Here is a 17883-nt window from a genome sequence, read left to right as displayed (position 1 = left end):
ACGAGTATGGGCAAGTAGCACTCGCCGTTTTGCTAGCTCTACAAGCGCAAGACATTCGTCGCGGAATGATCTAATCACATACCGGCACGACATTGGCCGGCGAGAAGGCAGCCTGCTCCACTTCGGCAAAGTAGTTGTCGGGGTAGTGGTTGAGCTCCATGACGCCCACTTCGATCAGCGGATAATCCGCCTTCGGCCACACTTTGGTTAGGTCGAAGGGATTGTGCCTGTGCTTCTTCGCCTGCTCGTCCGTCATGACCTGGATGTAGAGCGTCCACCGAGGGAAATCGACCCGCTCGATTGATTCGAGCAGATCGCGGTCATAGCTTTTCACGATCGTTTGCCACGATAGCGGCGGCCTCGACATCGGCGAGGTTTTGAATGCCCTGCTGGGTGCGAAAATGGAACTTCACCCCCACGCGTTCGTTGGCGGCGTTGATCATCGAGAAGGTGTGACTGCCGAAGCCGTGCATGTGACGGAAGCTCTTCGGACTGCGGTCCGACATCACGATCGTGACCTGATCTAGCGCGTCCGGAAGATTGGTCCAGAAGTCCCAGTTGTTTTGCGCGCTGCGCAGACCGGTGCGGGGTCGCGCTCGATGGCGTGGCTGAGATCAGGGAAGCGAAGAGGATCGCGGAAGAAGAAAACGGGCGTATTATTGCCGACAATGTCCCAGTTGCCCTCTTCGGTGTAAAACTTCACGGCAAACCCGTGAATGTCGCGTTCTGCATCCGCAGCGCCACGCTCACCGGCCACAGACGAGAATCGCTCAAATATGGGCGTTTGCTTGCCGATCTCGGAGAAAATCTTTGCCTTGGTGTAACGGGTAATATCGTGCGTTCTGGTAAAGGTACCGTAGGCGCCCCACCCTTTGGCGTGCATTCGGCGCTCAGGAATGACTTCGCGATCGAAGTGCGCCATCTTCTCGATCAGCCAGATGTCCTGCAACAAGGCCGGACGGCGGGGGGCCGGCAGTGAGAGTGTTGGTGTTATCAGCAGCCGGCGCACCGGCCGCGATAGTGAATGTTTTGTCTGGCATGAAACCCATCCTTGATGTGAGTTGTGAAGAGTGATTCCGGCCGCGCGGTAGTGCGCGCGATCAACTAATCCAGGCTGAGTTACAACTCACGTGGCAGAAAACCCACATGGCGGCTGCCAAGCTGAGTGTGATTGCGGATTTGATGATGTTCATGGGTTGTTTCTCCTTTTCGAAATCGAGTGTTGCTCTTGAGAATCACCCGCGTCCACGCGCGGATTCAATGCTGGCATAGATGGTGGAGTAGATGGGTTTAACTCCCATCCAACCCAGAATATTGCGCCTTAACAACCACCACCCGCCCTCGTCCGCCTCGCCAGCGGCTTAGTTCTGACGGGCGATTCGGGAGTTGACCTGGAGAGTCGGAATTGCACGGCATTACTCTTCCCTGACGGGCGCGGTATCTGCTGATGTTCGGCTCAGTCGCGGTTATTCCAAGCTCTCTTTGCCACGTGCCCGCCAGCAGAGCCGCCACCACATAACATGCCGAGGCACAAGTAGCCCTGTTGGAAGCCCAGCACCAAGAGCCAGCAGGGTGGCAAGAGGACCAGCGACCGCGGAGGCACAGCCATTAATAGGCGAGGCCCAGGTCAATAGCTCTGCGCGCGTTTGGCCAAGCTGGTGTAGGCCAAGAGGAAAAGGCATGCCCATGGCTGCGAACGGCAGTATCACCGTGAGTGCCAGGGCCATTCGGTCAACTTCGAAAGGGTGTCAGTATACTGTGCAACCCAAATGCATAGACGGTGGTGTCACGACTACTGTGATGGCGGCAAAGAACGCTAACCATGTTGCCGGGATTCCGTTTCCTAGTTGCCGCGCAGCCAATGCGCTGCCCAATCCGGAGACAACTAACAAGCCTGCTGCGTGTCTCGCGTCAGGTCGATTGCATGGTTTCCTATATAAGGACTGCCTCGGGTTCCCCCGAAGCTCGAAACGTCAGACTCAGTCGAAATGGATATCCTCGCCATGACGAAGCCGATTGTGGAGGAGAACGTCAAGAAGCCCGCGTCGGGCCCCAAAGTGCCTGACGGCGAGGACTGGGATCTTTGATTTCATCAAGGTACGTTCTGTCTGGCTGCCGAGGAGGATCGATGCCGCGGCGCTTCGGCCGCGCGTACCCATGACAATTAGATCAGCGCCTTGCTCAGTACAGACACGATGAATTGCGTGCGCTACGTTGGACTCCTCTATAGAACGAGGCACAATCCGGAGGCCATGAGGATCGAATCTCTGGAGAAAGCTTGCGACCTCGTGTTCATCCTTGCGGAGCATCTGGGTCTCCCGTCCGTTATACGTCACGGTTGTGGGATCAAAGTAAACGTGAAGAGTGGTGACCTCTCTGAGGCCAGCCAATATCGCAATGTAAATTGCTTCCTTTAGGGAATCCGCAGAGTGGTCCGAGAGATCTATGGGGGCCACAATGCACCTGAGCTTCACGGGCGCCTTATTCGGAAACAGCCAGACAGAGCACAGGGCCTTTCTAACAAGACTCCGGGCAAGTGAGCGCCGCGGGTTGTGACTGGCGCTATGACCGACGAGGATCACATCATTGTGCCGTTTAGCAGAGAATTCAACGAGCTTGTCGCATCGGTCGCCCTCCAAGAGATGGTGGAATAGACGATTCGACTGAATGTAATCCGAAATCTCTCGCCTACCCTCTGTGTTCGATCGTCCAAGCTGCGCTGCAGTTCCGGTGCGCGATGCGCGGTGACGTGGACCAGATCGAGTTCGCCAATCCCGTTGATACGACACAACATGGCAACGTAATCTAGAAGCTGGAAATCCTGGTCTCCCAATGACAATGCGACTAGGGCCCGCCGATAATAAGCCATAACCGTTAAAAGTGTATAGCTTTGTGGCATGCCCGGAGCGACCAGTTCGACCTGCGCGGCTGAGTTGCGCCATGTTTTGAGCTGTGGCCGTTGCCCCTTGGGATCGGCGACCAGCCGGCAATCGCGCTCGGCGTCAGCCGATGAACGCGACCCGGCTTACCTGAACACTACAAATCATGCTCTGTTACACGAATCACAGATCGTGCAAGTCGTGCCGATAAGCCGCTGAAGAGTTATGATATGTGGCAGGACGGGAAGGGAGGGCGCTTGATACGCACCTCTCGAGTCTGGTTGTGCGGCGCGCTTGCCGCGCTTGTGCTGTTGCTCGTCGCGGCGGCTTGTGTTCCTGGCTCGCGCTCCGCTCTGATGAAAGCGGCGGCAAGGAGCGGCGCCATACGCCCCGCGCGCTTCGAGCCGGGCTACGGTTGTGCGCTTGAGGGCGACACCCACTCAGCGGACACTCACTACGCACGACACGCACAATGCGAGTCGCTCATCGTTGCTCCGGCCGATACCGACAAACGCTCCAAGTGCGATGAATCTCTCTCTGCTGCGCTTCCTTCTGGGCGCAGCTTAGCCGGTACTCTCGCGGACGCCCATTCAGCAGCTGTTGACCGCTCTGAACCCCTCATCTCTGCTCCTGCAGCCGGGTTCCGCGAAAGAGCTCCTCCTGTCGTCCAGCTCGCATTCTTTTGGTGAAGGCTTGGAGTATGTCCCTGGCCGTTCTCCTGAACTGAGTGCCTGCTTGTATGCGCTCTGTTGCCGACGGCTAGCCAGGGAGAGAAGTAAGTGACAGGGACAGCAAAAAGGATATAAGCAAGATCTTCTAACGCGCAGCGTGGCTTTATTACAAAATTCCTGAAAATACAACGACTGTGTTGCGGTTTTCCGCTTCGCAACGGCAATGAGAATGTGGAGCTGAATGCACCAGCAACCGGTTGGTTATCCGGACTGAATTGTATTTGGTCGAGACCGTGACTGGAACGGGCGCACGCTGCGAAAGCAGAGGTGGTCAATGAGGAACGGAAGAATTGAAATGCTTAGTTCGGAAGCGATGCTGAAGAAGGAGGTAGTTTCGCCAGAGGGGCTGGGGAAAGCTCCGGACGAAACCGATCTGTTGCGTCGGCTTAGATACTTTCTGAATCCAATCGACGGCCGCTATGAGGATCTCCGGAACGGTGATTGGAGACTGAATGTATTCCGCGATTTCACTGCCGGGCTGATCGTCGCTATGGTTGCCATCCCGCTGGCCATGGGGTTTGCGATGGCTTCAGGCCTGCGTCCTGAACAGGGCATTGTGGGTGGCGCGGTGGCTGGCCTTATTGGGGCATTGTGGGGCGGCTCAAAGTACCAGGTCTACGGCCCTACTGCTGCTTTCATACCCGTCATCGCCGGTCTTATGGAGAAATACGATCATTCCGTGCTTGTGCTCGCCTCCATTCTCGCCGGCATCATCCTCCTGGTGCTCGGCATTGCGCGGCTGGGTCGGATTGTGGCCAGAGTACCGCACTCAATCATTGTGGGATTCACTATAGGGATCGCAATCACCATCGCGCTCTCTCAAATTGGCGAGGTTCTAGGCCTCCAAGTCAAGCTCGGTCACGGCTTCATCGGGAAGGTGCAAGCAATCGGAGCAAATCTCGAACAGGTAAACATCTACGCGATCGGTCTTGGAATCGGGACCTTTTTGCTGACTAAATACATACTTCGCATCTCAATCTTCATCCCTGCGCCGCTACTCGCAATCGGCATCACTTCTCTGGTTGCTGCCACGGTCTGGGCCGACGAGGGGCTCACGCTAGTTAGAGACAGATACGGATCCATTCCAAGGAATTTCCTCGTCTTTACCCCTCCAGCAGCCATCGTTTGGAGGGGCGAGTTTCTGGCCGACCTCGGTTATTTCGTGGTCGCCATTGTCTTTGTCGCCGCCGTTGAAAGTCTACTGTGTTCCCGTATGGCAGATCGATTAGCGGATAACCGCGGACTTCCATTCAATCCAAACAAGGAGCTTTGGGGACAGGGCGTCGTTCAGGTGATCGTTCCGATGCTGAACGGCTTTCCGCATACCGGTGCGCTAGCCCGCACTGCCACTAACATCAAGGTCGGCGCCATCTCGCCTCTTGCCGGCATATGCAAATTCGCATTGAAACTAATCCTTGCTGTTTTCCTGGCGCGCTATCTCGAACTCGTGCCTATGGCGTGCATCGGCGGAATCCTCCTCTATGTCGCCACCGTCATGGTGAAGCCGGCCGAAATCAACCAGGTGCTCAAACACAATCGTTTCCATGTTGCCCTGATGATCTATACGGCCGGCATGGTTGTCCTCACCGACTTTCTTACTGGTGTGCTGTCGGCAATCGTTGCTTACGGGCTATTGTTCCGATTCTTCGATAAGCGCCCCGCGAGAAGCTGACGAATTGCGCGCGGTTGTGGTGCAAACTCTCTGAGACGTTTGGAATGGGCGGCGATAATGGTGCTGGATGAGAGCATTGGATTTGTTCAGGGACGGCATTTCGACCGGGAAATTATTGTGCTTTGTGTGCGCTGGTATCTCAGATACAAACTGAGCTCTCGCGACTTAGTCCAAATGATGGCGGAGCGAGGAATTGAGGTCACGCACACGACGATTTTGCGTTGGGTACAACGCTATGTGCCCGAGTTTGATAAGCGCTGGAACCAATACTCTCGGCCAATAGGCAGGTCATGGCGTTGTGATGAGACCTATATCAAGGTGAAGGGCCGGTGGACTTACCTGTATCGAGCAGTGGACAAGCTGGGTCGAACGGTAGACTTCCTGTTGAGTGAACGACGCGATGTTGCGGCCGCCAAGCGCTTCCTCAGCAAGGCAATAAAGAAGCACGGCACGCCGCGGGTCATTACACTCGATGCTTACGCGGCTTCACATCGAGCCATCACGGAGTTGAAATCAGTGGGAACGATAGCGCCCCGGGTTGGGATACGGTCCAGCAAGTACCTGAACAATGTTGTGGAGCAGGATCATCGCCGTATCAAACAGCGGATTCGGCCGATGCTCGGCTTCAAGCGATTCGACACAGCGACAATAACGATAATCGGCATTGAACTGGTAGAGAAGATTCGGAAACAGCAGTTCAAGATCGGGAACTTACCGGGCAGACCTGCATCTGCTCCGGACATTTGGGCTGCTGTTCTGGCTGCATAACCCTGCAACAATTCTCCCCAAGCTTCAGTCACTCACTACGAGAGAGTTTGCACCAGAACCGTTTCGAACACAATTGAGGTACAGAGAGGACATTGTCTGCGGAACCAAAGCAGCCGGGGGAGTCGATTGGCCAGTTCAAACGGGATGAGTTCATACGTTTGTTCCTCGAAAGCTGCCACTGATTAGTTATGAAGGCGCTACATCCGAAGGAGAACGCGTCGGTGCTGGCCGAACGCTGAGGCAGACAGACTGAAGACACCGCGCCCGAGGCGCGTGGAGGAGAACTAAGTGGGAGGTATAAGCCACCTCCCATTTTTGCCACTGGCTCCTGACTACGCGGCCTTACCCGACTCTATGGCTTCAAGGGTTTTCTCGGCGCCAACATTAACTTTGATCTGCATGGGCTTGGCTTCCGCCTTCTTGGCAAGGTTGATCTTCAGCACGCCCTTATCACAGCGGGCGCTCACTTGCCCTGGTTCCACGGAGCTCGGAAGCGTGAAAGAGCGGGTAAAGCTTCCGTATTGCCGCTCGACGCGACGGAAGTTTTCCTCTTTCTCTTCCTTCTCGATCTTGCGCTCGCCATGGACGGTGAGAGTGTTGTTCTGAACGGAAACGTCAATGTCTTTTTCGTCGATACCCGGGACATCAATCTTCAGAATAATGTTGTGCTCGTCTTCGTAGATGTCCACCGGCGGCGCGACGGCGGTGGTTGTCAACGCCTCCTCCGGGCCTTCGGGGCTGTACGGCTCACGGAAAAGACGGCTCATGCGATTCATGCGGTCTTGCATGGCGGATAATTCACGGAGAGATTCCCAACCGGTCAATAGTGTCATGACTCGTCCTCCTTAGCAGTAATCTAAGAGGAAAAACTTCAGATGGGCTGACTTAGTTCAGTGAACCTGAACGAGTAAGAAGAGATACTTTGCTCAGGAATAAGCCTAGGCTTGCCGTGCAACGGTTGTCAAGATGCGCTAGGTCCTATTGTCGCTCCAATCTGAATGATGGACCGGTGTCGAATCAGTGCTCGTGCAGCGTCTCAATCCGGCAATGGACCACACACGATGAAATGATTGTCGCCATGAACGAGTAGGCCTACCATGTGATTTCCTGCGGCTCATTTGATGCCGAGACGCGCGGATCGGGGACCGGATAACCGATCGCGAAATGGTATACGACCTGTCCTTGGTTGGGGGCCAGGTTGAGATGACGGTGCACCTCGTCATCGTAGAACGCACCGATGCCGGTCGCACCTAGTCCAAGTGCTTCAGCGGCGAGATACAGGCGGTGTCCAATTGCGCCCGCTTCAAAATGCGCATAGCGATAACCACGGTCGCCATAAATATGTGCGGCACGCTCGAGATCGCCGATCATCGAAAAAGTCACGCAGGCGTTACCGGCCAGGTCCTGCCCAAGGCTCAGACCAGCGGCCGCTACGCGCTGGTCACCACTCTTCACCTGTTCCAACTCGGCATGCTTCGGCCAGAACCTGTAGACGCCGGGTTGTAACCCATCGACATGGTGAACATACAAATACAGCTGAATGAAACGCGCGCCGGCAAAGTCAGCCGACAATGGCTGGGCTGTGACGGCGAGGATGGCCGAGAGCTCCGCCAATGATATCGATTGCTTTCCACCCAGGAAGTCGAGCGCCGAGCGCCGCATGCGGGCAACCTCGCCAAAGCTGCCAGTTGATGAAGCCGGAGAAGGCAGCCTGATCTCGCCGGAGCCAATTGGGGAAAACTCTGTCAAGGAATTGCGACTGCTCCCGCTTCGTTTCGTGGCGAAGTGGATGCTGTCAATCAATGGGTGCGCAATCGGCTCCTTCGAAAGCTGGGTCGCCTGCCCGCCGAACCAGACTGTTTTACCGGTGTCTGCTTCGCGAACTGGAATGGACCTACCGTGCAGGCTGACAATCAGCATTGGCCACTCATCCGTGTTCAGGCGACACAACTCGGCCACTTCATCGTCCGGGAAATGTCCGGCCGCGAAGCTGTCGCAACCGATAGCGCGGGCGGAGAGTGCAAGCGCTTGCCAAGCGTGCCCTATGTCGTGCAAGCAGTACCGATATGCCCGTTCACCGTACTTCCACGCCTCGCGCCACACAATACTGGTCAAAACAAACACAATGGGCGCAGAGTCGCTGGCCAGCGTCATTTCAAAATCACCGCGCCCGCGCTGCTCCGCCATGTGCCTGGATGGATCGTAGTGATACCACCCATCTGTCCACCCCTTCACACCCCGTGTGAGGAAGTGGAATTCCGTCGGGTGCAGATTCCCGGAGGACGGATTCACTCTTAGCGCGTACTTACTTCCGGTAGACGGGACACGCTTGGAAGCGCTAATCGCGGCGGAATAGAAGAGTAGTTGCGAGAGGAGAGTCGGTCCGTCACCCACAGGCGTGGTTCCCAAGGTACCCAGAAGCACGTCAAGTGCTGGCATTTCAGGGGCGGGCGGATCTGCTGGCAGATCGAGCACCGGCACACCCTCGTAATGACGAAACGGATCAGGCATGTTCGCCCAATCGAGAACGTGCCGCGCTCTCCTCAGCGATTCAACGCTATGCTTCGTTGCTTCGTGATATTCGCGCCAGGTCATTGCCGGAAGATGCGCTCCACCGATTCTGATGCTGGGCAGTTAGCTGCTTTGCTGAAGAAGTTTTCCCAGAAGCCGCTAGTCGCCTTCACGGTTGTCCAGCTGGTCACTGGAATACCTTCGCCGTCAGTTCCAGCAAGGCTGGCCAACTCGGCGTGAGCAGCATGCATCCATCGAAGGTGTTCCATTTGAATCCCCCCACACAATGACTCAAAGCTAAGCGTTCATCCACCCTGATGGACGCTCGAAAGATGGAAGCGCAACTTGCTCGTCTCACCCAATCAGCGGAAACCGCGGGGATAACGACCAATCTCCGCTGCATTGTGCAAATGTTCCGCGACCACATTGCAACGCTGGACGAAGCCATTAAGTCAACGAAGCTGAAAGAATGGCTAACCTGCTGGCTTATGGGGCCCGACCATCTGCGGACGCTACGAAAGCGCTGAAGACAAACGGACCTGAAACCACTCCGGGTTGAATCTATCCACTTCGTCGATTTCGACGAGCGGTGGGGCATTCCGGCGACTCCGTTGTCCGTTAGATGCGCGGCCTGAGCTTAGGAAGCTCACCCACAGCGATTCGGGGTTGAATGAACCGATATGCCGAGCACTCGGAAGCCGCTACGCAGCACCAATCAAAACGCCGGACGTCTGCCCTCTTGGCGCATGATCGCTGGTGCTTTTCAAGGTCTGTCTCTGCCTTGAGTGTCCGCTCTTCTTTCTGCCGAGCGCGGTTGCGTATACCAGCTTCATTGAGTCCAAGCAAGATTGGGAGGGTCTGATCTAACTGCCTCCGCAGCTGCCTGTTCCAACTGGATACAAATCCTGCACGGCATCGCCTTTACCTCGTTTGAAGCGTACACCTTTTACTCCCTGAGTGGGTTTGCCCGGTTAACGCTCGCGTCGTGCAGTGCCTTGAGTCACATGTTTGTCCCACAGACGGCCGTATAGGCGTAGGCTGGAACCAGTCGAACTCCTCGCCTCCAGCCTCAAAACCTTGCTCCAGACGAGCGTCCGTCAAGTACGCAACAGCTCGAAAGGAGCAAAGGCTCGAAAAGACCGATGCTGAACTGCATCGTATTTTCAGTGACATCCGAAACCGCTCCGCCTGGGATGATACGTTCGTCGACGCTCTGTGCGAACCGGCTGAGACCTTCACGTTCGGTGGCGTCTTCGCCCATATCATGACATTCAACGCGCATCGCCGATTGATGGCCTTGGACGTTCTACGCCAACTCGGCGTCCAAACCGAAGGTTTCGGCGATCCCATGGAGTATGAGGAAAGTGTGGCACCCTGGAATCAGCGGATGCTTCTCAAAACGCCATGACAGAACACCCCACCGATCCCAAAAGTCCCGGCTAACGGTGGCTACAGGTCTCGAAAGCAGAAAAGTGTAGCGACGATGAGAACGGAATTCCTGCGATTCAACGGCGCTGTCGAGCGTGATCCTGCCATCGATACGTGGATGAAAGAGCATGCAAGTGGATTGGGAGCCATCGCGCATCAGTGGTTTGAGGTGATGCGAAAATGCGGAGACGAAGTCCGGGAGCTTTTGCATGACGGCTGTCCGGTTGCATGTTTGGGAGATGCGCCCTTCGGCTACGTCAATGTATTCACGTCGCACGTGAACGTGGGGTTCTTTCACGGCGCGCCGCTGCCAGATCCAGCGCGCTTGTTACAAGGGACCGGCAAGTTCATGCGTCATGTGAAGTTGAGACCAGGAACGGCCACAAACGCAGCAGCGCTAAGCAGGCTCATTGATTCGGCGTACTCGGATATGAACGCGCGAGTCGAAAACGGCTAGTTCAGAGAAACGCCTAGGGAGCCCGACGCGGATGTGAACCGCCTCGAAAAACCGGCTATCCGTAGAAGTGTTTGTGACGTAGTTCATGGCTCCCAACTGTACGAGATGCCGACTATTCGGCAACTTGCCTCGATCTCATTTGTCGATGAGTGAGTTGGCGATTTGGCGTAAAACGAGGACTCTCCGGGCGACGTGCGCATTTAGCAAGAAATGCCGTGTTCCGCGCTGGGTTAGAGCGGGCAACCAGATATCGAATAAGCCTCGGGAGCCGTGACTCTTAGAGAGTGTTGGCTGAGGCGGCCACGCCATGCGCCGCCGCGAACACCACCATCATCGTGTGCGGCAAGCGCGTAGGCACAACCCTAAGCGTATGCACCGATATGGAACGCCAAGTTTGGGGACTTTTCACGTAGACAGAAGCTGTTGTTGCTTTGAGGCACGGGATCGATCGGATCGCTTAGTGATTGCGCTCTTTGGCAATCGCGGTACCGCCTGAACTCCCGCCCAAAGCGTTGCGAGCGTTTGCTCGACCACGAGAGTCTGGTCAGGCAAGTCAGGCACAACACCTTGGATGACCATGAGTGTGGCGAGGCCAAAGATCGAGTACCACCAGGTGTGGGCTACCACTAAGTCATCTTTACTCGGCAATCCTTCATCCCTGGCAACATCAAAAAAGAGCTGCACGAAACGTCCGAACAATGGCCTGCCAATGTCGTCGATGTATTGTCCAGCGCGGACGCCGTTGCGGTTCTCGGGCCCGAAGAAGACGTTACGGAACTGCTGTGGATGGGCAACGCAGAATTGAATCAAGCCGCGTGAAGTCGCAAAAAGACGCTCTTTCGGTGCAAGATGTTTAGCGGCAATCGCGTCGAAGTTCTGAACCATCAGCCCGATCGTCTCGTTGCTCAACTCGACAAGAATGTGCCATTTGTCGGGGAAATGCTGATAGATCACGGCGTGCGTATAGCCGATCTCTTTAGCGATCTCGCGAAGCGTCACGGCTTCGTAGCCGCGATCGGCAAACATTTTGCTGGCAGCCGCAAGGATTTCGCCTCGCAACCTCTCCTTGCGCTCTATCCGGCGACTTGGTGATGTGGACGTCACTTCAACAGCTTAGTCCCTTTTGACGCTTTTTGCGACCGGATGTTGATTTGTAACCATTGGCAACAAAACCGCTGATTATTTTGCAACCAATGGTTACTGTCTGTCTCTAATTGTCAGGTCGCGTATTCGGATGGCGGCCATATACGAGGCAAAAGGAGGATGCAATGAAAGTTCTGGTGATTGGAGCAGCGGGCAAGAGCGGAGAGGCACTGGTAAATGAGGCGCTGGCGGCTGGGCATAAGGTAACGGCTTTCGTGCGTGGTGCCGCGCAGTACAAGAAGGCGAATGTCAGAGTTGTTGCGGGAGACGTGCTGGACGCGGCTGCGGTCGACGTTGCGGTAGCCGGGCAGGATGCGGTCATCGACGCGCTTGGCGGCAAGACGCCGTGGAAAGTGACGACGATGGAAACGAGCGCGGCACACAATATTGTCGACGCGATGCGGCGCAATGGCGTGCGGAGGCTGCTGAAGATTTCAGTGGTGGGTGCGGGCGAGAGCGTCAAGAACGCTGGCTTCTTCAACGAGCACGTACTCATGCGGACGTTTCTGCGGGGTCTGCTGGTAGACAAGGCGGGCATGGAGGCCGAGATCGAAAGCAGCGACTTGGACTGGACGCTCGTGCGACCGCCGATGTTGACCGACCGCGAGAAGACGGGCGTTGCCAGGGTGCTGAGCACGGAGGGCGGCGAGAAGGCGCACAAGATCGGACGGGCCGATCTGGCAGCCTTCATGGTGCAGCAACTGGAAAGCGGCCGGTATGTGCGTCAGGCAGTGACGGTGACGACCACATAGCAAGGCCTCCGCGAGGATCAACCACCTCTTTCATCGGGGCGATCCGTTCGGCTGTGTAAAGGCCTGTAACGATTCATGCGACAGATAACTGTGAAACCCACGGGACTAGCGGAGTGCTAGCTGCGCAACTCACAAGCTCGGACGTTCATTCCAGAGCACAACTTCGTTCGCGAAAGGATACTGATATGTCAAACTTCCCCACACCACTTGAAGAAGTCATTCATCACAACGTTATCAAGAACAACAAAACAGGCGGCCCTGCGCTGGATATCGGACCCATGCAGTTGCTGTGGAGGGCACTGGGAGAAAACACGGGCTACACGTTCTCCATTTTTGAGACTACGGTCGTGCCGGGCATGGGGATTCCCCTCCATAAGCACCCCTTTGCAGAGTTTTTCTATGTTCTGGAAGGCGAGCTGTCTATTGGACACTGGAACAGCGAGGGCGCCGCGGAGTGGGACGTGATTCAGATCGATCTGTGTTTTGGGCAAATGGCCGTAAAACCGGCAGGCGTCCAAGTTGGCGACTACACGTCCATGTAAAATGCGCGCCGTCGCTGAGGTCGCGGTAGGGATATCAGTTGCCTGATACCCCCCGCGCAGATCCGTACGAGCGCTCGTTAGCGCATACGGCTCTTATCTCGGATGATTGGCGGCGAAGCGATCAAGAACTCGCTTTCCGCACACCCGCCAGTCCCAGTGACACGCGGGCCCCGCTCTGTGTCGGGCGCGTGCTGGCCTGATGAGTGTTCTCCTCGATCAGCGGCCTTCCCTCCTCACTCTCCGCCATCGACTTCTCGATTTTGTTCGAATGATTCATCGGTACTATGCCGCTGTCCGACTCCTCGGCTACGTACATGCGGGTCGTGCGGCCTGAGCCTTCACCCGCCGTCCTGCTACTGGTTGGCAGCAGGCGTCTCCGAGGTCTCCCGGTTCTCGTGCATGAAGCTTCCAGGCGTGTCTGGGGTCTACGACTACGCAGGACCGAGCAGGAACTTGCGATATCGCTCCCGCCCATGTTGCCTTCCGCCAAGTCAAAAGCGTCAGCGTCCTGATTGCATCTTTTCGGAGCTCAATACCCAGCCCACCTGTACCCCTGTTTACGCTTCGCCGACACCTCGCGGTGTGCAACGCAAAACTCGGGGCCGAGCGGTTCGCTACTCCTTTCTCGTAGGACTCTTTCATTCCCTGCTCCATGCCGGTTTATCCCGGCGCACTGACTTGGCGATAATGCTCCAATTGAGATTCATCCCGAGCCAAAAACGGATCGAAGTGTTAACCGAAGTCTTTGCCGGACGGCGTACGATAGCTTCCGCCGGTGGAGATAGAGATAATAGTAGGGAGATCCTGGGCATCAATGCAGGGCGAACGCGCTCACGGTACAGTCCGCGCACGCATCTCGAGAGAGCCTCTTGAGAGCTTGTTGCGCTGAGTTTTTTACACGAACAGCTTCATCATGCTCGCCTGACTGATCCAGTACCTGCGAATAAGATATCTGTGCGGCAAGATACTTCGGATCGCTGGAACCAACTGCCTGATCCAGGATGTTCAGCCCCTTCCGCATCTGTTCGAGAGCTTTGTCATTCTGGCCCGCCTGTGCATAGCTCTTGCCCAGAAGCATGTATCCCCATCCGGTAAGCATGTGCTGCTCGCCGTTAGCGGCACGCCACAATTCAATGGCATGCGCGTACGCCGAGATGGCGGTTGTTGTGTCTTTGTTCAGAAGAGAAAGCCATCCCTGAGCGGACCAGACGGTGGCATAGAAATCCTGATCCAGGCCGGACGCCAAACCTGCTTCCTGAAGCGCCCGAGAAAGATACTCTTTTCCTTCGCCGATGTCCCCGGTTGATCTCCAGGCTTGCGAGCGTAGCACAGGATCGGGCGATATCCGCGTGATCTGACAATCCCTCGTATTCCTTGAGCGCGTCGGTTTCCATGCGCAATGCGGTATCCGGATGCCCCGTATCGAGTGAGAGACGCGCAAAGTTATCGAGAGCGGAAGCATGATCCACCGCGCCTTCCGGGGTGTACGAGAGGATATGAAGCGCCTTCTCGTATGCGCTCTGCGCCTGCGCCAACGCTCCCTGCTGATGATATGCGATGCCGAGCAGGAGCTGTGCGCGGCCGGACTCGCGCTCATTGAGGGCATTGGAGCGTATGAGCTCCGCGAGCGGCTCCGTCACTTCCGCATAGCGGCCTTTCTGCTCCAGCTCAGTCAGCCGGCCGAGGCGCTGCTCTGAATTCACCTGCGATAGTGTCGGGTTCTTCTGCGCGGCCATTCCCGTAAATGCGGCCAGGCTCGCGCACAAAAGCAATTGGATTGTTTTCCGCATCGACATATTATGACTATCTACAATTCTTATTGTAGATAGTCAACAATTATGTTTAAAGATAGTCAAAGTATCTTGACTATCTGCAATTCTCGTGTCGATAATTGTGGCCATGGGAAAACCAAACGATCTCGTACAAGGGACGCTGGATTTGCTGATCCTGAAAACTATCTCGCTCGACCCCAAACATGGATGGGCCATCGCGAAACGCATCCAGCAGATATCCAAAGAGGTTTTGCAGGTGCAGCAGGGATCACTCTATCCGGCGCTCTATCGCCTGGAGCAGCAGGGCTGGATCAAAGCCAAATGGGCGGAGAGCGAAAACGGACGCCAAACCAAGTTCTATTCACTGACAGCGGCCGGGCGGAAGCAGTTGGAGCACGAAACGGAAAACTGGAAACGACTTTCCGGAGCGGTAAATCTGGTCATTGAAGAAGTCTGAAAGACGCGAGGTGAAATATGGTCCGCGTTTTTGAAAAGATTCGCGTCTGGCTCTTGATGCTACTTCACCGCAAACGCACGGCCGATCGCCTCGACAAGGAGCTCCAGTTTCATCTGGAGCAGCAGATCGCCGAGAACATTGCGTCAGGCATGAACCCCCAAGAGGCCGAGCACGCGGCCATGCGGCTCTTTGGAAATTCTGCCGTGCTTCGCGACCAGATCACCGAAAAATGGTCGTGGACCTGGCTCGAAAACCTGCGCCAGGATGCAGGATATGCCCTGCGCCAGTTCCGCCGGTCTCCCAGCTTCGTACTCATCTCTGTGCTGACGCTGACGCTCGGTATCGGCGCGAACACAGCGATCTTTACGTTGATGAACTCTCTGTGGCTGCAAAGCCTTCCGGTAAAAGACCCAAACAGCCTGGTCCTCATCGGTGTGCAGGCTGACCATCCTTCGCCTGTTGCCCAGTCTCCGATGCCGGTACTCAATCTGCCGCTCATCGAATCCGTCGAGCGGCACACCCGTTCTTTTTCCGGCATCTCTGGATGGTGCGATTACGGCGCCGATCTCCTCGAAAACGATATTACGCATACCTATCCGGGAACCATTGTGAGCGGCAACATCTTCGATGTCCTCGGTGTTCGGCCGGCTGCCGGACGATTGCTGACCGCGGCCGATGATCAGCCGGGCGGCGGTCCGGATGGCTGGGCCGTCGTCATCAGCCATCGTTTCTGGGTAGAGCATTATGCAGCCGACGCTTCCGTCATTGGCCGTCACGTCCACTTGAATGGCTACAGCGTCACCATCGTTGGCGTAGCTCCCGAGAATTTTGCAGGAATCATGGTCTCGTCGCGCCCTGATTTCTACATGCCGCTGAATTACGAACCGGTGATGCGGCAGCGGCAGAGGGATTCGATGCTGCGCAATCCTCTCTCATTTAACCTGACGCCGATGGCGCGGCTGAAACCCGGCATCACAGTAGCTCAGGCCTCTGCCGAGTTATCGGCCGTTACGCGCCAGGTGATGGAAGAAGTCCTGCCCCCCGTAGCCGTTCGCCAGTTTCATGGTTTGCCGCCCATACATTTGATAGCGCTACCCGGGCGTTCCGGATGGAGCTTTCTACGAATCCGCTACCGTCGGCCGCTGTTTTTGATGCAGGGATTGGTTGGTATCGTGCTGTTAATCTGCTGTGCCAATCTTGCCGGCCTGGGACTGGCACGCGCCGTCAGCCGCTCGCGCGAATTCGCGCTCCGCATCGCTCTTGGCGCCCCGCGCCCGCGTCTCATGCGGCAGGTGTTGATAGAAAGCCTGCTGCTGACTCTTCCCGGTGGATTGCTGGGATTGGGATTTGCGTGGATGGGATGCCGCATCCTGCTGCGCCTCTTGTCTGCCGGCGCTGAAAGATTTCCCATTGCGCTCTCGATCCGTCCGGATGCAACCGTACTTACCGTCACCGCCGGGTGCGCTGTTTTTTGCGCGCTGCTTTGTGGCATAGCTCCGGCATGGATGCTCAGCCACACAGCTCCGGAGCCTATGTTGCGCCAATCCGCAAACCGTTCCCTGCGGGCTGAAAGCAAGTGGGTGGGAAACAGCTTCGTCTGCGCGCAGATCGCGTTGTCTTTGATGCTCGTCGTGGTTGCGGGCTTGTTGAGCACGACGCTGGTTAAGCTCAGACTGAGTCATGTTGGCTTTCGCACTGAGAATATTTCCACGGTCATGATGGATATCAGGGCTCGTTCGGAGAGAGGAACAGCACTGACGCATATCTATTGGCAAATGGCGGAACACCTGAAGGAGATGCCGGGAGTGCAGAACGCAGCCCTCGTCACAGTTCCGCCGCTATTCGGAACTGTGACGAGGGTATTCAGCACCGTGTCACCTTCTGCACAGGAGTTAAAACAACCGCTTCAGTTCAATGAAGTTGGCCAGGATTTTTTCTCTACCATGGAAATTCCCTTTGCTCGCGGGCCGTGACTTCGTGAACAGTGATGCGGATGCGGATACCTGCGTCGTCAGCCAGTCCGCCGCGAAGAAGATGTTTCCGAAGGCCCCGGCTCTTGGATCGACATTGCGGCAATTTCAGTTCTCGCTCGATCGAGGTGGAGCATCGGAAAGTACCTGTCGGGTGATCGGCGTCGTAGCCGATGTAAAGCTCCAGGATCTGCGAATGCCGCCTCAACCTGTCGTCTACCGGCCCATTGCCTCGGATATGGACAATCCGGGCCTGATGAATTTCGTAATCGAAGCGCGGTCACTCACGGACGCTCAGAGTGCTTACCGGAAAACGTTGCGCGACATTGCGCCGGGGAGTCCCGATTCTGAAGTGACTCTGATCACTCAGAAGATGGATGACTCGACATCGCTCGAAAGAATGCTGGCATCTCTCTCCGGATTCTTTGCCGGACTAGCGCTCCTGCTGAGCGGGGTTGGCCTGTATGGGCTATTCTCGAGGAGCATTACCCAGAGAACGACGGAGTTCGGTATTCGGATAGCCCTGGGTGCGACTCGCTTCCGTATCGTGCTGCTTGTTCTGCGGCAGGCCATCATCTTGATGACGATCGGGATCGTCGCGGGAGGAGTCGCTGCGATCCTCTCTACCCGGCTGATTCGCGGCTTCCTTTATGGAGTGACCTCGAACAACCCATTCGTCCTCGCCGGTGCGGCACTGCTCCTGTGCGTCATCGCGCTCTCCGCTTCGTTGCTTCCAGTACGAAAAGTAGTTCATCTTGATCCCGTCGAAGCGCTCAAGGCGGAATGAGCGATATCCGTCTA

At 56.2% G+C, this 17883-nt stretch carries 17 protein-coding genes and 1 pseudogene; 10 read left to right on the top strand and 8 right to left on the bottom strand.

Going from position 1 to position 17883, the window contains the following annotated elements:
- Positions 1–70: 70 nt before the first annotated feature.
- The 3 genes and pseudogenes from BDD14_RS35095 to BDD14_RS34885 form a co-directional block, all read right to left on the bottom strand.
- Entirely contained in the window at positions 71–334 is a 264-nt protein-coding gene (locus BDD14_RS35095) for a catalase (RefSeq protein WP_278045557.1), read from the bottom strand.
- Positions 321–922: pseudogene (locus BDD14_RS35090) on the bottom strand (catalase). The gene BDD14_RS35095 and the pseudogene BDD14_RS35090 overlap by 14 nt, the downstream one beginning before the upstream one ends.
- 1057 nt (positions 923–1979) lie before the next feature.
- Positions 1980–2942, bottom strand: coding sequence for a universal stress protein (locus tag BDD14_RS34885; RefSeq protein ID WP_130424929.1), 963 nt, complete (start codon positions 2940–2942; stop codon positions 1980–1982).
- Between the two features lie 194 nt (positions 2943–3136).
- Here BDD14_RS34885 and BDD14_RS29580 point away from each other — a divergent pair, with 194 nt between their 5' ends.
- From BDD14_RS29580 to BDD14_RS29570, 3 genes are all read left to right on the top strand, one after another.
- Positions 3137–3568 (top strand): hypothetical protein, encoded by a 432-nt coding sequence (locus BDD14_RS29580; protein WP_130424927.1) that lies wholly within the window; start codon positions 3137–3139, stop codon positions 3566–3568.
- A 337-nt stretch (positions 3569–3905) separates the two neighbouring features.
- On the top strand, positions 3906–5282 hold the full coding sequence (locus tag BDD14_RS29575; protein WP_207231935.1) for a SulP family inorganic anion transporter: 1377 nt from the start codon (positions 3906–3908) through the stop codon (positions 5280–5282).
- A gap of 57 nt (positions 5283–5339) precedes the next feature.
- The gene (locus BDD14_RS29570) at positions 5340–6050 is read left to right on the top strand and encodes an IS6 family transposase (RefSeq protein ID WP_130424925.1); all 711 of its coding nucleotides are present in this window, start codon (positions 5340–5342) and stop codon (positions 6048–6050) included.
- 332 nt (positions 6051–6382) lie between these two features.
- Here the strand turns inward: BDD14_RS29570 and BDD14_RS29565 are convergent, their stop codons facing one another.
- The 3 genes from BDD14_RS29565 to BDD14_RS29555 form a co-directional block, all read right to left on the bottom strand.
- Positions 6383–6883 carry an Hsp20/alpha crystallin family protein gene (locus BDD14_RS29565; RefSeq protein ID WP_165420408.1) on the bottom strand — a complete coding sequence of 167 codons (501 nt, stop codon included), beginning with the start codon at positions 6881–6883 and terminating at the stop codon, positions 6383–6385.
- Between the two features lie 259 nt (positions 6884–7142).
- Entirely contained in the window at positions 7143–8645 is a 1503-nt protein-coding gene (locus BDD14_RS29560) for a SagB/ThcOx family dehydrogenase (protein WP_130424921.1), read from the bottom strand.
- Complete coding sequence (locus tag BDD14_RS29555) at positions 8642–8830, bottom strand: hypothetical protein (RefSeq protein WP_130424919.1); 189 nt, start codon at positions 8828–8830, stop codon at positions 8642–8644. The genes BDD14_RS29560 and BDD14_RS29555 overlap by 4 nt, the downstream gene beginning before the upstream one ends.
- Positions 8831–10044: 1214 nt before the next feature.
- On the opposite strand from BDD14_RS29555, the gene BDD14_RS29550 reads away from it, so the two are divergent.
- Positions 10045–10446: a DUF1801 domain-containing protein gene (locus tag BDD14_RS29550; protein ID WP_130424917.1), complete on the top strand. Its 402-nt coding sequence runs from the start codon at positions 10045–10047 to the stop codon at positions 10444–10446.
- Positions 10447–10851: 405 nt separating this feature from the next.
- On the opposite strand, the gene BDD14_RS29545 is transcribed toward BDD14_RS29550, so the two are convergent.
- The gene (locus BDD14_RS29545) at positions 10852–11505 is read right to left on the bottom strand and encodes a TetR/AcrR family transcriptional regulator (RefSeq protein ID WP_130424915.1); all 654 of its coding nucleotides are present in this window, start codon (positions 11503–11505) and stop codon (positions 10852–10854) included.
- A gap of 209 nt (positions 11506–11714) precedes the next feature.
- Here BDD14_RS29545 and BDD14_RS29540 point away from each other — a divergent pair, with 209 nt between their 5' ends.
- Positions 11715–12341 (top strand): NAD(P)-dependent oxidoreductase, encoded by a 627-nt coding sequence (locus BDD14_RS29540; protein ID WP_130424913.1) that lies wholly within the window; start codon positions 11715–11717, stop codon positions 12339–12341.
- Positions 12342–12526: 185 nt separating this feature from the next.
- Positions 12527–12883 (top strand): cupin domain-containing protein, encoded by a 357-nt coding sequence (locus tag BDD14_RS29535; protein ID WP_130424911.1) that lies wholly within the window; start codon positions 12527–12529, stop codon positions 12881–12883.
- Between the two features lie 811 nt (positions 12884–13694).
- Here BDD14_RS29535 and BDD14_RS29530 read toward each other — a convergent pair.
- The gene (locus BDD14_RS29530; RefSeq protein WP_207231947.1) at positions 13695–14129 is read right to left on the bottom strand and encodes a tetratricopeptide repeat protein; all 435 of its coding nucleotides are present in this window, start codon (positions 14127–14129) and stop codon (positions 13695–13697) included.
- A gap of 250 nt (positions 14130–14379) precedes the next feature.
- Here BDD14_RS29530 and BDD14_RS33505 point away from each other — a divergent pair, with 250 nt between their 5' ends.
- The 4 genes from BDD14_RS33505 to BDD14_RS29510 all read left to right on the top strand — a co-directional run bounded on the left by BDD14_RS33505 (position 14380) and on the right by BDD14_RS29510 (position 17869).
- Positions 14380–14580, top strand: a complete 201-nt coding sequence (locus BDD14_RS33505; RefSeq protein WP_242618379.1) for a hypothetical protein — start codon at positions 14380–14382, stop codon at positions 14578–14580.
- A 202-nt stretch (positions 14581–14782) separates the two neighbouring features.
- Positions 14783–15112: a PadR family transcriptional regulator gene (locus tag BDD14_RS29520; RefSeq protein ID WP_130424907.1), complete on the top strand. Its 330-nt coding sequence runs from the start codon at positions 14783–14785 to the stop codon at positions 15110–15112.
- Positions 15113–15129: 17 nt separating this feature from the next.
- Positions 15130–17085 carry an ABC transporter permease gene (locus BDD14_RS29515; protein WP_130424905.1) on the top strand — a complete coding sequence of 652 codons (1956 nt, stop codon included), beginning with the start codon at positions 15130–15132 and terminating at the stop codon, positions 17083–17085.
- Positions 17069–17869: an FtsX-like permease family protein gene (locus BDD14_RS29510; RefSeq protein ID WP_165420405.1), complete on the top strand. Its 801-nt coding sequence runs from the start codon at positions 17069–17071 to the stop codon at positions 17867–17869. Before BDD14_RS29515 ends, BDD14_RS29510 begins: the two co-directional genes overlap by 17 nt.
- The last annotated feature ends 14 nt before the right edge of the window (positions 17870–17883 follow it).

It is taken from the genome of Edaphobacter modestus, from assembly GCF_004217555.1.
In the GTDB taxonomy this organism is placed as follows: domain Bacteria; phylum Acidobacteriota; class Terriglobia; order Terriglobales; family Acidobacteriaceae; genus Edaphobacter; species Edaphobacter modestus.
The sequence above is the reverse complement of the archived record's forward strand: the minus strand, read 5'-3'. Positions and strand labels throughout refer to the sequence as shown.